This is a genomic window from Rhizobium sp. Root1203 (assembly GCF_001424945.1).
Taxonomy (GTDB): domain Bacteria; phylum Pseudomonadota; class Alphaproteobacteria; order Rhizobiales; family Rhizobiaceae; genus Rhizobium.
On record NZ_LMCW01000012.1, the window covers coordinates 1 to 16650 of the forward strand.

Sequence of the window (16650 nt, forward strand, 5' to 3'; positions counted from 1 at the left end):
CTATAGCGCGGCGATCTGGATGAGAGGCGCGCGACAATCTGGATGAGAATCCTGTGTGTCGCTGGCTGGGTGAGTTTATCTGTTTGATTGACGCTCGCAAGCGTCATTCATTGGTCTGATTGACGCTCCGCGACAATCTCGTTTGTGTTGTTGATTGTCGCGTATGGGGACGGCCTTCCACGTTGGCGTTTTGCCTCCATGGCAGAGCGACGCCTGTAACTTTCGACGTTCATCTCGAAGATCGTTGCGTGATGAACAAGCCGGTCCACCGCTGCGAGCGTCATCGCCGGATCCGGGAATACACGGTTCCATTCTCCAAACGGCTGGTTTGCCGTAATCAGCATGGATTTGCGCTCGTATCGTGCGGAGATCAGTTCAAACAGAACGCTGGTTTCGGCCTGATCCTTGGTGACGTAAGCGAGATCATCGAGAATGAGCAGATCAAATCTTTCGAGCTTGTTGATCGCGGATTCCAGTTGAAGTTCGCGGCGAGCGACCTGCAGCTTTTGAACCAGCTCGGTCGTGCGCGTGAAGAGAACTCGCCAACCGTTCTCAACAAGTGCCAGCCCGATCGCGGCAGCCAAATGGCTCTTGCCGCCGCCAGGTGGGCCGAACATCAAGACATTGGCTCCCTTTGCGATCCATGTGTCGCCGGCGGTGATCGCCATGACTTGGGCTTTCGAGATCATTGGCACGGTATCGAAGTCGAAGCTGTCGATGGTCTTTCCGGGCGGCAGCCTTGCCTCAGCGAGATGACGTTCAATCCTGCGCCGGTCTCGTTCTGAGAGCTCGTGCTCGGCGATGGCCGAAAGGAAGCGCGCTGCTGGCCAGCCTTCCTTGTCGGCCTGTTCAGCAAATTGCGGCCACAGAACCTTGATCGCTGGCAGGCGGAGTTCATTGAGCAGCAGGGAAAGGCGTGCGGCGTCGACGGAGCTGCTATTCTTCATGCTGCATCTCCCATCTCGTTTGATGCGAGCAGGACTTCGTAGCTGGAAAGAGGAGCCAGTTGGACGACGACACCGGGTATCGCGGCCGGATCGGGAGCAAACAGTGCGTTCAGGCGCTGCATGTTCGGCAGTTTACCGGCGTCGAGACCGAGCTGAAGGTGGTCGGCGAGTTCAGCCTCGCAACCGCGGTCATGCGCAAGTGCGAGGAGCTCGACCATCAACTTGCACGCCTGCTTCTCCGGCATCCGTTCAATCAAGAGGTCGAAGGTCTGCCGATACGATTGCCGTGGAAAGAGCTGATCGCGATAAACAAGGCCGAGCAGAGCCATGGGTTTGCGGCGCAGCGAATGAATCACATGCCGATAGTCGACGATCTGACTATGCTTGCCACTGGAGTGAGCGCGCCCTCGCGGCAGCGTCATCAATGGTGTTCCGCCGACAAACAGATCAAGGCGATCGTCGAAAAGGCGAATGCGCAGCGTGTGTCCGATCAGTCGGGAAGGAACGGTGTAGAAGACTTTGCGCAACGTAAAGCCCCCCGTGCGCGCGACACGCAGAACGATCTCTTCGAAATCGGTCGTTCGTCTCTGCGGCAAACGTTGCAAATGCGTTCGTTCCACATCGGTTCGCTTGCCCTTCAGCGCATTGCGACGGCCGATAATCTCATCGATGAAGCTGCGATAGCTGTCGAGGTCGTCGAAATCATTTGAACCTCGCATCAAGAGTGCGTCTTTGATCGCACTCTTGAGATGGCCATGGGAGCTTTCGATCGAGCCGTTCTCATGGGCGATACCCTTATTGTTGCGCGTCGGCGTCATCAGGTAGTGCTCGCAGAGCTGCTCGTAGCGTTGCGTCAAATCCCGCTTTGCGTCGTTGTCGAGATTGCGGAAAGCAGCAGAGAGGCTATCCGTTCGGTGGTTCAATGGTGCCCCACCCACCGACCACAAAGCATTCTGCAAACCTTCCGCCAGGGCGACAAAACTCTCTCCGCCCAAAATGACGTGCGCATGCTCAAAGCCGGACCAGACAAGACGAAAGTGATAAAGAAGATGATCAAGCGGCGCACCGGCGACGCGAACGCCAATGCTGTCCATATCGGTGAAGTCGGATAGTCCAAGCCTTCCTGGCTCATGAACCTGCCGAAAGATAACCTCCTGTTCTTGGCCATGTATTGCCCGCCATGCGCTGATCCGCCGTTCCAAAGTCCGCCGAATTCCCTGCCCGAGTTCCGGATGCCGCCGCAGCATCTCCTCGTACAGGGCCACAGATCGAATACCTGGCGAGGACTTCAGGATCGGCACGACTTCGTCGTCGAAGATGTCGACGAGTGGATCGGGACGCCGCCGCTCACGGGCCGGCTTCTTTTGGGATGGTAGCCTGGCATCGCTATCAAGGCGGTAGGCTGTGGCAACGCTTATGGAGGATTTGGCGGCCGCAACGGTGATCGAATGCGTCTGACGCAACTTCATAAAAAGCCTCATTTGATGATCGTTTACATGGCGACCCGGCAATCGGTGCTCCTCTCAGGATTACACCTCGATACTGGGCCGGCCGCGATACACAAACGAGCCGAAAAATCTCGCCGTCAGCCCTGCTGGAACTCCGGTCGGGCTACGCCCTCCCTACGTTCCAACAGGGCTGACAGATTCTCATCTTGATTGACGCGCATTCTCATCCTGATTGTCGCGCAGCANTCCGGTAGCCGCAAGGGGCTGTTCGATCCTGAGTGGAACTCCGGTCGGGCTACGCCCTCCCTACGTTCCAACAGGGCTGACAGATTCTCATCTTGATTGACGCGCATTCTCATCCTGATTGTCGCGCAGCACGAGAGCGATCACCGCACATTTAAACCTCCCAGGGAGGGTGATAATGCCAGTATATGAACCATTGATGTCAGCCCGCCGGTATGGGAGGCCGACGCCTCATTAACGAGCGATGCTGGTCGGCTTCTTGTACGGATAATGCTCCCAGCACCACCAGCGCGTTTCGACGCTGGCGGCCGACGTGAAGCCTAAACCTCCCCACTTCATGCAGCCAGCCATGGAGCATAGATGTTCGACGTGGATCATTGCGCCGGCAGCCGTATGCGCCCGTCATTGCTCATGAGGCCATCTCTTCGACCGGCAGCAGAACTATCTGGTCGTCAGGCAATGGTCGCTGCAATTTCTTTGCTTCGTCCCATGGCGCGGTCATCCAGAGTTCGATCTCTTCTTCGTTCGTGAGGATGACGGGCATGGCTTTTGGATGGATCGAGGCGACCACGGAGTTCGGCTCGCATGTCAGGAAGCCGAAGAGTTGATGGCTTCCTGAGCGTGGCGTCCTTACAGACCCTCGCTCGCCGCTCCAATTGGTCCAAATGCCGGCAAAGAAAGCCAGTGGCTTATCCTCGTTGAGGGCAAACCAGCGTTTTGTCTTCCTGGGCTTGGTGTCTTCCCATTCGCAGAACTCAGTCCATGGCACCACGCAGCGGTTCTCCGGGCGCAACCAGCCTCGCCAATGCGGAGAGTCCACGCGACGAATGTTGGTGACACCCGTATCGGGCTTGCCACCGGCGACAAACGGTGGCGACGGCATGCCCCAATGCAACATGGCTATCTCGCGGCCATCCGGCGTGTTTCTTACCACCGGCCCTGGTCGATCCGGGTAGACTTCTACCGTCGGCTCCAGATTGCCGGAGGCATCGATCATAGCTCTTGTGAACTGTCGAATGGCCTCCTGATTTGAGGTCATGCGGTAGAGGTTGCACATGCTGGTCTCCGTTGGTCGCCAATCCCCAAGTCGGTCGACGTCGGTTGGATCGATGATCTCGCCCTTGAAGAGCGCCCTGAATTCCAGCGCAGTCTGGCGCGCGGAAAAAGAAAATACGAGATAGCTTTGGCCGTAAAGGCTTGCATAGTACGAGCGGTGTGCTCGATCGAGCCTCGTTGCCTCAGACATGATCGGGCCACGCTCGACATAGCTGATGTCGTCCCAAAACAGGGCCACCTGATGTGGGTGCGTCGTCGACAGCATAAAGCGGGAAGGGGCACTTAGACGACTCATAGGACGCCATCCTTCCAGACGGGTACCTTCTTGATCTGAACCTTTTCCAGACGGCGTATCGGCAGATTGCCGAAGTCCGCTCCGAACGGATCGTGGACCTTGAGCACGATATAGCGGCCGTTTCCGCACCGCTCACACCTGAAATGTCTGGACAGCCGATCAAGGCTGACGTCGTCGCGAAACTGCAGCAGGTCTTGCGGCAGATAGCGATGCGTGATCCGGCAATGATGACAGGTCACGACAATCACCTGACCGGCCTCTGCCGCGTTCGTCAATGACCAACGGCTCAGCTTCTTGCTCTCGTTCATTTCAGGCACTGGAATGGTCCGACGCTTGTTCAGATGGTTGACTGTTAGGCGTGGATGGCGATCTACCGAGCGATCATCGATCGAAGCGCGGTACCCATCCGCGGGTCATGCCACGGCTCATAGCGCCTTCCGCCAGTGCGAGCTGTTGGCGCAGATGCCGGATGTCCTCGAGCAGCGTAGCAATGGTGGCATGCACGTCATCATCGTGCCAGGCAAGCGCAGCCTGCACTTCGAAATCGACGTCTTCTTTCTTCATGGGCAGCATCAGTGAAGGTCCAAGCTCAGCTGCATACCCTTGATCACCGGCAGCGGGCGACCAATGTCGATCCTACCGAAAACTTGCTTCCGGCGCTCGGCATCGCGTTCGCGTTCAGCACGGCACGCGGCTACGACGGCCAATGCGTTTGCGATGACTTCCTCTGTCCTTGTCATGTGCGAACCTCGTATCTGTTCTCTTTATGTTCTCATTTTGTGAGAAAGAGTCAAGACGAACATTATGTGGTCACTGGACGAAAAAGATTCGCCGGGCATGTATGAAGTTGGATGGCAAGGAGACAAAGATGAGGAGGCTGCGAGCAATTATCATAGCCGGATCGCTGATCGGTCTAACCACGATTACGTCGGCGTGCACGCCCGCGCACAATTCAAATCGCGCCGATTTTCAATACCAACCGAGAAATTCCGTGAACCCCGCTTGTGCGGACGGCTTCAGGCCGAATAACGCCCGCTCATGCAGCTACTGATCGCAACGAAGACCGCCGTCAGGCGAACCGACGCTCATTGCTGAGATCGAATATCGGGCATGGACCCATGACGGAAAACTGCGGCATGCGTCCTATAAAGGGCTGCGCGAAGTGCAGGACAATGCGGCGGTTTATGAGATTGAGTGAGACAGGCGATCTCAAAAGCATTACGTTTCAGCGCAAGCTCGCACTGCCTCACATTTTCGCAACTCATTGATATGGCCCGCATGCCGTACTCCGGCATGGAGTCACACCAACCATTGGACGGTTAAGTTTTCGCCATCCTCTCTTGCCTGCGCTTTTCTGGTAATTACTGGATGAGACGGGGTTGGTTCGATGTAGCTGACAACGTTGGACGGTATCGCTAACCGTCTGAAATGCGGGTGGACCCCAAGCAGCACACCCCACACCAAACGCCCAGCGCGAAGTGGGCCGCAACGACGGGCCACAAAGCGATCCCACCGATGCCGTGGCGAAACCACTCAAGTATGAGTATTGCCACCACGGCGAAATTATATAACAGCATCGCTCGCACCAATCCCTTGGTAGCCTTGCCTGCCAGGTCATCTCGCGCAAGCCAGCACGCGACGGACAAGCTCAGTACCGCTGCTCCGGCGACACGGGCGACCGTCATACCGGCATGCGTGCCTGGCTCGGCCCCGAGGAGCACTTCGATTAAGAGCGCGGGAGCCAGCAGCAATGTCATTCCCGTAGCCGCTTCGACTACGCCCGTTACCGATAGCAGTAGTCTGGCATTTGCACCCATTGTTCCAGACCATTATTGTCCGAGCTTGAACGTCAGCTTGTCGATCTTGCCGGAGAACTTGAACGGAGCGTCGTAGCGATACTCGACCAGAGCGACCCCTGTGCGCGTATCCTGGCCGACGTCGAAGCTTTCGTCCTCCGGAAATGTGATGGGCGTCGTGTGTTCAACTGAGTTTGTCGCCACCTGCTGGCCGTCCACCGACAGGACGCCGCTGCCGCCCTTGCCGAGGCCCGGACCATCGGACTTGAACTCGAAGACGATCTGGTGCTTGCCCGGTTCCAGTTCCGGCCCCTCCCACGTCGTGCGCTTCAGGTCGAGAAGGTTGTAGAGAAACACGACCTTGCCCCTGCCGACGCCGAAGTCGCCTTTGCTGAGGAACAGGCCGTAGCCGCCGAACCGTCCGCCCTCGGTGACGATCATGCCATCCGCACCGCCATCAGGTATCTCGACCTCGGCCGTGATCGTATAGGACTTGTTGAGGACGCTCGGTGCGGCGCTCAGCGGTACACCGCTCAATGCCCCCGAATAGGTGAACTCGGTCCGTCCGGCCGTCAGGTTGGGGCGCGGCGTGTTCCAACGGGAAAGCGTCGAATTGTCGAGCGGCAGTACGTCGTACTTCTTCGCCTCGGAATAGAAGAGGTCCTGCATCTGCTTGAGCTTGTCGGGCATCTTGGCGGCAAGATCGTTGAACTGGGTCGGGTCGTCTTTGACGTTGTAGAGTTCCCAGTTGTAACCGGTGATGACATCAGGCGGCGTCGCGGTGCTTAGTTCCCAGGGTCGGGTTGCGGGCGTCGTCGCCGCCACCCAGTCATTATCGTAAATGGCGCGATTGCCAAGCATCTCGAAGTATTGCGTCGTGTGTCGGGTGGAGGTATTGGCGTTTGCCTTGTCCCACGCATACATCATGCTCACCCCTTCGACCGGCTTCTGCGCGATGCCGTTGATCGTCTCTGGTGCCGGAATGCCGGTGGCTTCGAGAATTGTCGGAACGATGTCGATCACATGTGAGAACTGGCGGCGGATGCCACCCAGGTCGGTGATGTGACCGGGCCACGACATCGCCACCCCTTGAGAGGTTCCGCCGAAATGCGACGGCACCTGTTTCACCCACTTGAACGGTGTGTCCATCGCCCAGGCCCACCCTGCCGCAAAATGCGGGAACGTCCGCTCCGAGCCCCAGAAAGGATACCAAAGGAACTGGTCTTTGACCGGCACGGATACACCGTTGAAGGTCGTGAATTCGTTCGGCGTGCCGTTGAGCATGCCTTCGGCGCTCGCGCCGTTGTCGCCGCCGATATAAATGACCAGGGTATTGTCCAGTTCGCCAAGGTCGTCGACCGCCTGAATAACCCGACCGATCTCGTTGTCGGCATAGGAAAGGTAAGCGCCGTAGACATCCGCCTGCTTGATGAAGAGTTTTCTCTCTTCGAAGCTCAAACTATCCCATTGCGGCAGCTCTTTCGGCCACGGCGTCAGTTGGGCGTTCTCGGGCATGATGCCCAGCCGCTTCTGGTTGGCGAAAATCGTCTCTCGCAACTTGTTCCACCCGTCGTCGAAGAGATGCATGTCGCTGATCTTCTCGACCCATTCCGGGGTCGGATGATGCGGCGCGTGTGTAGCACCCGGTACGTAGTAGACGAGCCAGGGCTTGCCGGGCGCGATTTCCTTCAACTGCTTCATGTACTGGATGGCTTCGTCGGCCATCGCGGTTTCCATGTTCCATCCCGGATGGCCCTCGAACGGATAGATGGCCGTCGTGTTCCTGTAGAGGTTGGGCTGCCACTGACTGGCATCGCCGCCGACGAAGCCATAGAAATATTCAAAGCCCATTCCGTTCGGCCATTGGTTGAACGGACCTGCTTGGCTCGACTGATAGGAAGGAGTGTTGTGATCCTTGCCGAACCACGACGTCGCGTAGCCGTTCTCCCTGAGGATTGTGCCGATGGTACCTTTTTCAACCGGGATGATCGAATCGTAGCCCGGATAGCCTGTCGCTATTTCGCCGACCACTCCGAAACCGACCGAATGATGGTTTCGTCCCGTGATCAAAGCCGCCCGTGTCGGCGAACAGAGCGAGGTCGAGTGAAAATTGGTAAAGCGCAATCCCTGGTTCGCGATGCGATCCATTGCAGGCGTAGGAATGACTCCGCCGAAGGTGCTTGGGGCACCATATCCCTGGTCATCAGTCATGATTAGCAGCACGTTCGGCGCACCCTTTGGTGGCACGACGCGTGGAGCCCACCAAGGCTGTGATTCTGAGGCCTTTTCCTTGATTACACCGCCGAAGTTCGGTGTAGGCGGCGGAAGTTGTTTGCCGTCGAGGGTAATGCTGGCCCCCGGCGCGCCAATCGCGGTTTGGGCGAATGCCGTCGGGCAGCCAAATCCAGTCAACGCCGTAAAACCCAGGGCGGCAAGGACGCTACGAGAGATGTGCAAAACACTATGGCGACGCATGAAATCCCTCCACTTGGCTAAGCAGAGCAGCGTCTAACAAGAAATACAGAACCAATATTCGCTCGTGAAAGCACAGAGGTCGGAACCCGAATCGGTCTGGCCAGAATGAGCATGAGCAATCGTTGGTAGCGCTTCCCTCCCAGGACGCTTGCAACCGCAGATAAGAATGTATGATAGCGGGCCCGGTGTACAGCAAAAACGCCGATCAATGCCGTGTGTCCCACATGGGGCACTAAGTCCGTCTCGGTTCGCCTCCGGCCGGCCGAACTCATGACCCATCAAATCAGCCTGCATGCGATCGGAAACGCCGGCATTCTCGATGCGATCCTGAAACCTGTGGCGGAAGGAGTAGAGCGTGTGAAGGCGGGTAGGGCGCAGCTCCTCCTTCTTCATCAACTATCAGGGCAGACGCGACGACGGCCTCGTCCACAGGATCGACGATGTCGCTTGCCTCGCGCGCAGGACTATGGCTTCAAAAGTCCGCCGGACCTTACCCGATCTTCAAGCTTCCCAAATGAGTACGCGGCCGAAGTGTAGGCTACAGCGTTTTACACCCTCTTTGATCTTATTCAGCAATCTCCAACAGAAAATCCGCAGTTTTACTTTAAGGTGCTTGATATGGGCCAATTAAGCATAGCTTCCCAAGCTGAATGTTCGTGATGGCCATTGGGCCGCCCTGAGCGGACTACTCTTCTACCTTCTCGAAGATGCTGAACTGAAAGTTTTGGACCGAATCCCAAGGCGTGTGATGCTGGTGTCGCTCTGTAGTCAGCAATCGGAATTTTGGAGAGAGGATTGAAGCCAGTTCGTCCGGCTCGTATCTCGTGACCGGTAAGCCACTGCACTTCTCAGGTCCATCAGCGGCAAACGTACCTATGATGGCTTTTCCGCTCTCCTTTAGCGTTTCACCCATCACACTGACGTAGGCACTTCGCTCCTCGGTTGAGGTCAGGAAATGGAAGGCCGCCCTGTCGTGCCAGAGGTCGTATTTTTTGTCGGGCATCCACGCAGTGACATTTGAGACGATCCATTTTACTCCATGGGCGTTCGATATTCTCGCTCTAGCCCGCTCAAGAGCGGCAGCAGAAAGATCGAGCACTGTGATCTCCAGGTTATCAGACTGTGCCAGTGCATCGACGAGGCGCGAGGCTCCCCCGCCCACATCTATAACGGCCATGCCGGACGCCAAGCCAGCCGTTTGCAGTAGCTTGATTGACAGTGCGGGCGTTTCTTCGAACCAGCTCACATCTGCCTCGCCCTTTGATTTGTAGACGGTTTCCCAGTGAGTTTGCGCATCGAAGTCAGTCATCGTCATCTCCTCCCAACGGCCGAATCGAACTGTAGTCTTATGGGTTCCTTCCACACGATTTTATGAAGGTGTCGCCACTGGCGCAAACCGGCCTACTCAGCTGACATTGAGGCGACCGATCGCAAATCGGGGGGATGTGTGTAAACGGTCCAGGGTTTTACCCCCCAGCTCGTGTTTGCCCAACGAGGAAAAAAGTGAGGGCACTGGGGTAAAAAGAATCAACGAAATCAATTGCACGTAATTTCCCCTCACTCGGTGCGATTTTTATTGATTTTGCTTGGAAAACTGCGATTCCTGACTACCCTGCAGGGGGCGCCAAGATTGTTAACATAATGATTTAGCTCAATCTTTTGGCTGTTTTTCGCTCACTGAACTCAAGCCAAGGTATAGGTTGTTGTTGTATCGAACCGGATAAGTCATCGCGTCACTCAGAAGGCATATCGACGAGGCCATTGTCGTTGACCTCGCCGGAATCGAGGACGGCGGGGTGGCGCGGCTTAGCTCATAGCTTTCCGAACGCCACGCCTCTCCAGCCCCAGCCGGCCCGATGTGCGGCGTCAACGAGGGGAGTTTTTATTTCGCTGGTATTGAAGCGATACTCGTAAACCTTGCCATATGACAAATCCTCCTTGAAGGCGAAGGCCACGTCAAAGCTCTTTTCCCACTTTCGACCGCGAAACGCATCGGCACTCAGGGCAAGCGTTGGGATGCCGGCGCGCCATTCGACAGACCATTCCTGATCGACGGCGCGAACGTCGCAATTGGCAGCATCGAATTTCAGCAACACCTTGAACACCCTTTGTAACCCAGCTTTGGCAAATAGCTCGTACCAGTGCGCATCAACGATCTTCCATTCGGCGACGAGATCAACGCCTTCCGGCCTGCCGTCCCGAATGACGAACGGCGCAGTCTTTCTATTGATGGTGAGAAGATCGTTACGAAGCGCTGCCGCCGATTGGCGGTCCACGCCATGCGGCGCCGGTTTATATCCTGTCAGCCAGTCGAACAATTTCACGGAGATTTCCTCAATAAGGGGCCCTGTGGACGATCTCTACAGTGAGACACCTTAAAAAATCGAGATCATGTCCGATCAGCTTCAACTGTTTGCCGGGCTCGCTACGAGAACGGAGGAGAGCAGGCGCACGACTTTTGGACGCCCCTCCGCATCCTGCCGATCACGGCCTCCTCGCAGGAATAGCGGAAGGGAAGCCAAAGGTGTTGCCTCCAGAGAGCCTTGTGGCTTCCCTACCTGTGGCATCGAAATCCGTCCCATCAGGTCGGTCCCCGTTACGTCCTACTTAAGCCGCACCGTTCGGTTGCCATGAACGCCATATTAGCAAAGTCACGAGCAAATGCCACCGATCTCCGCCAACGTCAGCGCGGAAGGCTGACCCCTCTGCCGTTTCAATTCGAGCCGTACCGGACACAGTGCTGCCCATGAGAGAGGAATAGTGGAACACCGATAGCGTCGGAGATTGACTGCCTTCATTCCGACATCGGAAAGCGACAGGAGCTAGTAAAAGTTGTTGCCGGTGCCGCGAACCGGGCCCATCCCTGCAGGGGTTGCGTAGGTTGTGTTTTCCTGGCTGGTGGTTGCGCAGCCCGAAAGCGTCAAAAGCGCTATCGCGACTGTGGCCAAGAGATATTTCAGAGGCATGGCATTGTCCTATCATTGGAGACTGCCCGGGCCTCAAGGGCCAGAGGCACGATACTCCTTCAAATCATCGGCAATGGCAAGGCGAACCGCTACAACCAAATCGATGGATTTGGCTCGACGAGGTTGCGACGCGCCGGAAGCTCGGAAGACCGCTTGCGACAGCGACCAGGACACCTATCAAGGCAGGCGAAGTGCACGCAAAGGCAAAGCGGAACTGGATAACCGGGTACGCCGTTCTTCCCTTGGAAGGAGGAACCGCCATGTCATCCCATAAACCCGAGTCTGAAAAGACAACGAAAAGCATCCCCCAGGCATCGGAGGGAGTGCGACACGCCGCGCCGGCTACAGTGCATCTCCCCGCACTGACTAATGAACAAAGAATTCTTCTCGAAGCCTATCGACTCGGCCAACTGGACGAGAAGAGGTTTCAGGAGTGCCTGGCTGGCGACCCTATTTTGTCGGAGTATGTTCGAAAGGTATGCCGTCCGACCGCCCCCTCGGCTCATACCCACTGAACAGCGATGTCAAAAAAAGCCCCGCGGTGTTGGCGGGGCTTTTGGCATCCGGGATGCGGTCAATAACGATTAGCTCTGACGCTTGGTTCCTTGTTTTTGAACGACGCCACGGGCTGCATCCACAAGGATTCGCAGGTGGTTCGCATCTCGGATGCCCTGCTGGTACATCTCGATAATAATCGCTCCAACACGGATAGCCTCCTCCGACGGCAGCGAGACGTCGTTGTCGTGACAGAAGGCTTCAAGGACCACCTGACATTTTGCCAGATCTTCCGATGTCAGCGGCTCGTCATGCCGATGAAATCGCCGAGTCATTTCTCCTCAACCTCCTCTGCAATGTATGTAATGGCAGATATTTTGGTTTTTTCGGAAGAAGATTCAAGAGCATCAGTTGCGTTTTGACGGTGTGAAGCGTCGTCGGTATGGATGCCAAATATCTGCTTCGCGTCCGTGCTACGATACGGCGGAACGAACCCATTGCTTAACCGTTGACCTACGATAACGCAGATGGAGAAAATCAAATGGGTATCGAGCAAGCCGCGAACGAAAAAGGCAGGCAGTCGGCGCGCGGGCTGCGAAAAAGCGCTGCAAAAGACGAAAGAAAAGTAGAGGCTCAAAAGGGATCGGACCTGGCGAAGGGTGCAGACCGCTTTGAGGAGCGGTCGAAAAGCTCGGATGGCAAGAGCGCTGGTGAGAAGCAGGGACTCTCCCGGGAGAAGCAGGGAACTTGAAGGGGCCGCATCGGTCGGGCGAGGGATAAGCCCCCTCGAGATCGGCTGGGTCGCCCGAGGGGGCCCCGTCGGGCAATGTTGATTGGTCAATCCTCCCCGTTTGGCCGGCGACTCACAACGCTGAGGCAGCCAAAACAAGCACCAGCGCCCAGATGAGGGCAGACAGTTCAACGGCTACCAAAAAACCAACAGCGCGATCGCTCATGATATCCTCCTCCGGCAACCTCCATCGCCTTTAGGAAAACGTTTTCGGGGGGATTATTGTTCCGCAACGCGCGATTTGCGTGGTTGAGCTGATCAATTGCTACTGGACTGGATAGACGAATACCGCCTTATACACAGCGATAAAGCCACCAACAGCCGTGATGACTGCCAAGACCATTGCCAGCAAAAGTACGGCCTTCGTGCCCCAGCCGTTCGGCCGAGGCGCCCGTTTGCCTTCCTCAATTCCCATAGCTATTGCCTTCCTCGATTCGCCGTCAGCAGACATAGTACATCCGCGCGCGGGACTTCTTCTGCCATTCCGACCTAGTGCGACTCATTTCTCCAGACAGCGGACGCACGGCAAGCCCGTCGCGGCTGCAGTTTTGGCATATGCAATGCCTTAAATTGCGGGGGTTGAGATGCAACCTGAGATATGATGCATACGGTGCGTCCGGTTGCCGGACCCGGAGACATGATGTTTCTGGCGCCCCGTTGATTTCGGTCAGCGGGGCTGTTTTTCGAGCGCCCTTACTTGTCTTTTTTTCCAAGTGTAAGCGAGCTGCTTGCCTGCTTAACCTGAGCACCCTGCGTTGCGTGAGGCGCAGCCGCCGACTTGTCTTTCTTCGGCTTTCGCGTTTCGCGATTACTTCTAACTTGACCCTTTGCCATAGTAGCCTCCTTGCTCCGGTCGAGACCAAATGGAAACGACGACGCTCCTACGGGTGGCCTAAGCGGGAACAAAAGCAAGGGATTTTTTTACGCTTCGGCGAAGACGAATAAACTTTGGCGACGATGGTTCGGTTGTGACGACACGCGATCGAGCGGCGCGGGGAACCGTGTATTGCGCCGCTCTTGTTTTCCCGCACTGGACATTGTCTCGCACTCACTTCAACACTTGGCAGAGCCGTGAAACCTTCCTCCCGGAAGGGGGCGGCACTGAAAGCCAACGGGTGAGGGTAGGACATGGTGGACAGACTGAAGGGCAAGATTGCCATTATCTCCGGCGGAGCGACCGGCATGGGCGGTGCAGCATCCCGACTGTTTGCGGCCGAAGGCGCCAAGGTGGCGATTATCGACCGCAATGAGCCGGCGGCGCGGGAGACGGTACAAGCGATCCGGGATGCGGGGGGCGTTGCCGACCACTGGGTTGCCGACGTGTCGGACGAGGCGGCCGTCATCGATGCGGTCAAAGGCGTCGAGGGCCGGTTCGGCCCGGTGACGGTTCTTTTCAATCATGCGGGGACGATCGTCATCAAGCCTTTCCTGGAGACCACCCTCGAGGAGTGGGAATGGCTGCATGCGGTCAACGTGCGTTCGATGTTCCTGGTGACACGGGCCGTGCTGCCCGGCATGATCGCTGCTGGCGGCGGCTCCATCGTCTGCACCTCTTCGATCTCCGCCGTTGCTGCGACACCGATGGAAGTCCTTTACGACACCACCAAGGGCGCGGTTCACATGTTTGCCCGGGCCATCGGCGTCGAGTTCCGAGACCGCAACGTCCGCTGCAATGCTGTTTGCCCAGGCTTTATCCGTACGCCGCACGGTCTGCGAGAGGTGAGCGAGCTGCAGGCGCTGGGCGTGGATGTCTCGGATGCCGCAATCGCCGCGCAGCAGGGGCGCATCGGCGAGCCAGAGGACGTGGCGCGGGCAGCGCTCTATCTGGCCAGCGACGAGTCGATCTTCGTCAACGGTGCCCACCTGTTCGTCGACAACGGCTTCACGGCAATCTAGCGAAAGACGCGCTGTCGGGCGTAAAATAGGCCGAGGCGCGAGCCTCGGCCCATCTCGTTCCGCGGCGCCTCAGTCGGGCGCCGATCTTCCTTACTTGGCGGTCTTCGTTGCGTGGCGGCGGCCTTTGCCGATATCCGGCAGGAAAATGGTCAACAAGCCGAGCAGCGGAAGATACGAGCAGATGCGGTAGACGAACTCGATGCCCATCCGGTCCGCTACCATGCCGAGGCCAGCCGCTCCGATGCCGCCGATACCGAAAGCAAAGCCGAAGAACAGCCCGGCAATCATGCCGACGCGGCCGGGCACCAATTCCTGCGCGAAGACGACGATTGCCGAAAACGCCGAAGCCAGGATCACGCCGATCAGGAAGGTGAGCAATATGGTCCAAGTGTAGTCAGCATAGGGCAGGGCAAGCGTAAAGGGCAGCGCGCCGAGAATCGAGAACCAGATCACGAATTTTGTGCCGAACCAGTCAACGATCGGTCCGCCCGCCACGGTGCCGATGGCAACCGCACCGAGGAACACGAAGAGCAGAATCTGCGCTTCCTGGACGGAAACGTGGAACCGCTCGATCATATAGAAGGTGTAGTAGCTCGAAAGGCTCGTCATGTAGACGTATTTCGAGAAGACCAGCACCGCCAGCACGGCGATTGCCATGATCACCTTCCGGCGCGGCAGTGGCACGGCATCGACCGCACCTTTGCGACCCGCGCTTGCCTTGCGGTGGTTCGCATACCATGCGCCGACGCGCCACAGAATGATCATGCCCGTGAGTGCCGCGAGCGAGAACCAGGCAACGCTGTGCTGGCCGCGCGGCAGGACGATGAAGGCTGCGAGCAACGGGCCGATCGCCGATCCGAAGTTTCCGCCCACCTGGAACAGTGATTGCGCAAGGCCGTGACGGCCGCCGGAGGCCAGACGTGCAACGCGCGAGGATTCGGGATGAAACACCGCTGAACCGAGGCCGATGACGCCGGCGCCGATCAGCAGCACCCAATAGGCATGCGCATAGGCAAGAAGGACGAGGCCGATCAGGGTGAAACCCATTCCGATGGAAAGGGAGTAAGGCAGGGGTCGCTTGTCGGTGTAGATGCCGATAAGGGGCTGCAAGAGCGACGCAGTGACTTGAAACACGAGGCCGAGGAAGCCGATCTGGGTGAAATCGAGCCTGTAGGTGTCCTTGATCATCGGATAGAGGGCAGGGATCAACGACTGCATGGTGTCGTTGAGAAGGTGGCAGAAGCTCACCGCCATGATGATGCCGAAGACTGTCTGTTCCGCAGAGTGCCTCTCTGCCGTCATTGCACTGTTTGTCACGATTTTACTCCGTCGTTTGACGATCTCGGGATAGACGACTTGCTGCCGTCCCGCTTTCGTGTTTTGGTCTTGTTGTTTCGCGAGTGGGCCAAAACGAGATGAAGACGCGGCAGATGCAATCGATGAGCGAATTGTCAAAGCTCCATCTGGAGCGATTGGCCGCCATCGAGGCCGCGTCGGAGCCCGTCTATGCAATCCCCTCGGAATACCCAGCCGGCTATCACGTCGAAGCCCACAGCCACAGCCGCGCGCAGTTCGTCTACGCCCGCGCCGGGGTCCTCATGGTTTCATCCAGACAAGGTCGGTGGATGGTGCCGCCGGAGCACGCGCTCTGGATTCCCGCAGGTCTTGAGCATACCGTCGACATGCTGGGCGACGTCACAATGCTATCGGCGTATATCGCGCCCGGTGCATCGGCCGCGGGACCGTCGGCCATGCGTGTCATGGCGCTGACGGACCTTGCACGCGCCCTGATCGTGGAAGCGGTCGCGCCCCAAGAAGGTGCCGATGGATCCCACCGGCAAAGGCTTATCATGGCGCTGCTCCTGGAAGAGGTGCTGAGGCTGCCGGACCGCCCCCTGGGACTGCCGTTTCCTGCCGACCGTCGCCTGGCCGCGCTTTGCCGCAGCTTCATGGAAAACCCCAGCGCACGGCTGGTGATCGACGATTGGGCGCAGCGACTGGCGATGAGCCGACGCGCGTTCACCCGAGCGTTTCGAAGCGAGACCGGCCTGAGCCTTTCAGCATGGCGGCAGCAGGCGACGGTGTTCACTGCCTTGCCCCGCCTTGCCGGCGGCGAGTCGGTGACGGCCGTTGCGCTCGATCTTGGTTATGACAGCGTTGCCGCCTTCACGACCATGTTCAGGCGCATGCTGGGCGCCGCTCCCCGGGCTTATTTCAGGTCGCCCGATCCGTCATGAAATCAT

15 protein-coding genes and 1 pseudogene are annotated in these 16650 nt (G+C 57.7%); 4 read left to right on the plus strand and 12 right to left on the minus strand.

Annotated features, from left to right (window positions below):
- Nucleotides 1-107: 107 nt before the first annotated feature.
- The 6 genes from istB to ASC97_RS34620 form a co-directional block, all read right to left on the minus strand.
- The gene (gene istB / locus ASC97_RS10480) at nucleotides 108-947 is read right to left on the minus strand and encodes an IS21-like element helper ATPase IstB (protein ID WP_057468302.1); all 840 of its coding nucleotides are present in this window, start codon (nucleotides 945-947) and stop codon (nucleotides 108-110) included.
- The gene (istA, locus tag ASC97_RS10485; RefSeq protein WP_057468303.1) at nucleotides 944-2458 is read right to left on the minus strand and encodes an IS21 family transposase; all 1515 of its coding nucleotides are present in this window, start codon (nucleotides 2456-2458) and stop codon (nucleotides 944-946) included. Before istA ends, istB begins: the two co-directional genes overlap by 4 nt.
- 589 nt (nucleotides 2459-3047) lie before the next feature.
- Entirely contained in the window at nucleotides 3048-3695 is a 648-nt protein-coding gene (locus tag ASC97_RS10495) for an SOS response-associated peptidase (RefSeq protein WP_057469308.1), read from the minus strand.
- Between the two features lie 290 nt (nucleotides 3696-3985).
- The gene (locus ASC97_RS10500; protein ID WP_057468305.1) at nucleotides 3986-4306 is read right to left on the minus strand and encodes a hypothetical protein; all 321 of its coding nucleotides are present in this window, start codon (nucleotides 4304-4306) and stop codon (nucleotides 3986-3988) included.
- A gap of 64 nt (nucleotides 4307-4370) precedes the next feature.
- Complete coding sequence (locus tag ASC97_RS10505; protein ID WP_057468306.1) at nucleotides 4371-4562, minus strand: hypothetical protein; 192 nt, start codon at nucleotides 4560-4562, stop codon at nucleotides 4371-4373.
- Entirely contained in the window at nucleotides 4562-4729 is a 168-nt protein-coding gene (locus ASC97_RS34620; RefSeq protein ID WP_200959455.1) for a hypothetical protein, read from the minus strand. The genes ASC97_RS10505 and ASC97_RS34620 overlap by 1 nt, the downstream gene beginning before the upstream one ends.
- A 335-nt stretch (nucleotides 4730-5064) precedes the next feature.
- On the opposite strand from ASC97_RS34620, the pseudogene ASC97_RS35240 reads away from it, so the two are divergent.
- Nucleotides 5065-5187: pseudogene (locus ASC97_RS35240) on the plus strand (ATP dependent DNA ligase); the annotation flags it as partial.
- A 631-nt stretch (nucleotides 5188-5818) separates the two neighbouring features.
- Here ASC97_RS35240 and ASC97_RS10515 read toward each other — a convergent pair.
- The 5 genes from ASC97_RS10515 to ASC97_RS10530 all read right to left on the minus strand — a co-directional run bounded on the left by ASC97_RS10515 (nucleotide 5819) and on the right by ASC97_RS10530 (nucleotide 12056).
- Nucleotides 5819-8260: an arylsulfatase gene (locus tag ASC97_RS10515; protein ID WP_057468308.1), complete on the minus strand. Its 2442-nt coding sequence runs from the start codon at nucleotides 8258-8260 to the stop codon at nucleotides 5819-5821.
- Nucleotides 8261-8945: 685 nt separating this feature from the next.
- On the minus strand, nucleotides 8946-9569 hold the full coding sequence (locus ASC97_RS10520) for a class I SAM-dependent methyltransferase (protein WP_057468309.1): 624 nt from the start codon (nucleotides 9567-9569) through the stop codon (nucleotides 8946-8948).
- A gap of 502 nt (nucleotides 9570-10071) precedes the next feature.
- Nucleotides 10072-10584 carry a hypothetical protein gene (locus ASC97_RS10525; protein ID WP_057468310.1) on the minus strand — a complete coding sequence of 171 codons (513 nt, stop codon included), beginning with the start codon at nucleotides 10582-10584 and terminating at the stop codon, nucleotides 10072-10074.
- 498 nt (nucleotides 10585-11082) lie between these two features.
- Nucleotides 11083-11226 (minus strand): hypothetical protein, encoded by a 144-nt coding sequence (locus ASC97_RS34625; RefSeq protein WP_200959456.1) that lies wholly within the window; start codon nucleotides 11224-11226, stop codon nucleotides 11083-11085.
- Between the two features lie 584 nt (nucleotides 11227-11810).
- Nucleotides 11811-12056, minus strand: coding sequence for a hypothetical protein (locus ASC97_RS10530; RefSeq protein ID WP_057468311.1), 246 nt, complete (start codon nucleotides 12054-12056; stop codon nucleotides 11811-11813).
- A 206-nt stretch (nucleotides 12057-12262) separates the two neighbouring features.
- Between ASC97_RS10530 and ASC97_RS10535 the strand changes: the two genes are divergently transcribed.
- Together ASC97_RS10535 and ASC97_RS10545 are read left to right on the plus strand one after the other, a co-directional pair.
- Complete coding sequence (locus ASC97_RS10535; protein ID WP_057468312.1) at nucleotides 12263-12472, plus strand: hypothetical protein; 210 nt, start codon at nucleotides 12263-12265, stop codon at nucleotides 12470-12472.
- Between the two features lie 1167 nt (nucleotides 12473-13639).
- Nucleotides 13640-14407 carry an SDR family NAD(P)-dependent oxidoreductase gene (locus ASC97_RS10545; RefSeq protein WP_057468314.1) on the plus strand — a complete coding sequence of 256 codons (768 nt, stop codon included), beginning with the start codon at nucleotides 13640-13642 and terminating at the stop codon, nucleotides 14405-14407.
- Between the two features lie 90 nt (nucleotides 14408-14497).
- Here ASC97_RS10545 and ASC97_RS10550 read toward each other — a convergent pair whose 3' ends face one another.
- Nucleotides 14498-15709: an MFS transporter gene (locus ASC97_RS10550; RefSeq protein ID WP_057468315.1), complete on the minus strand. Its 1212-nt coding sequence runs from the start codon at nucleotides 15707-15709 to the stop codon at nucleotides 14498-14500.
- A gap of 128 nt (nucleotides 15710-15837) precedes the next feature.
- Between ASC97_RS10550 and ASC97_RS10555 the strand changes: the two genes are divergently transcribed.
- Entirely contained in the window at nucleotides 15838-16644 is an 807-nt protein-coding gene (locus tag ASC97_RS10555) for an AraC family transcriptional regulator (RefSeq protein WP_244481443.1), read from the plus strand.
- The last annotated feature ends 6 nt before the right edge of the window (nucleotides 16645-16650 follow it).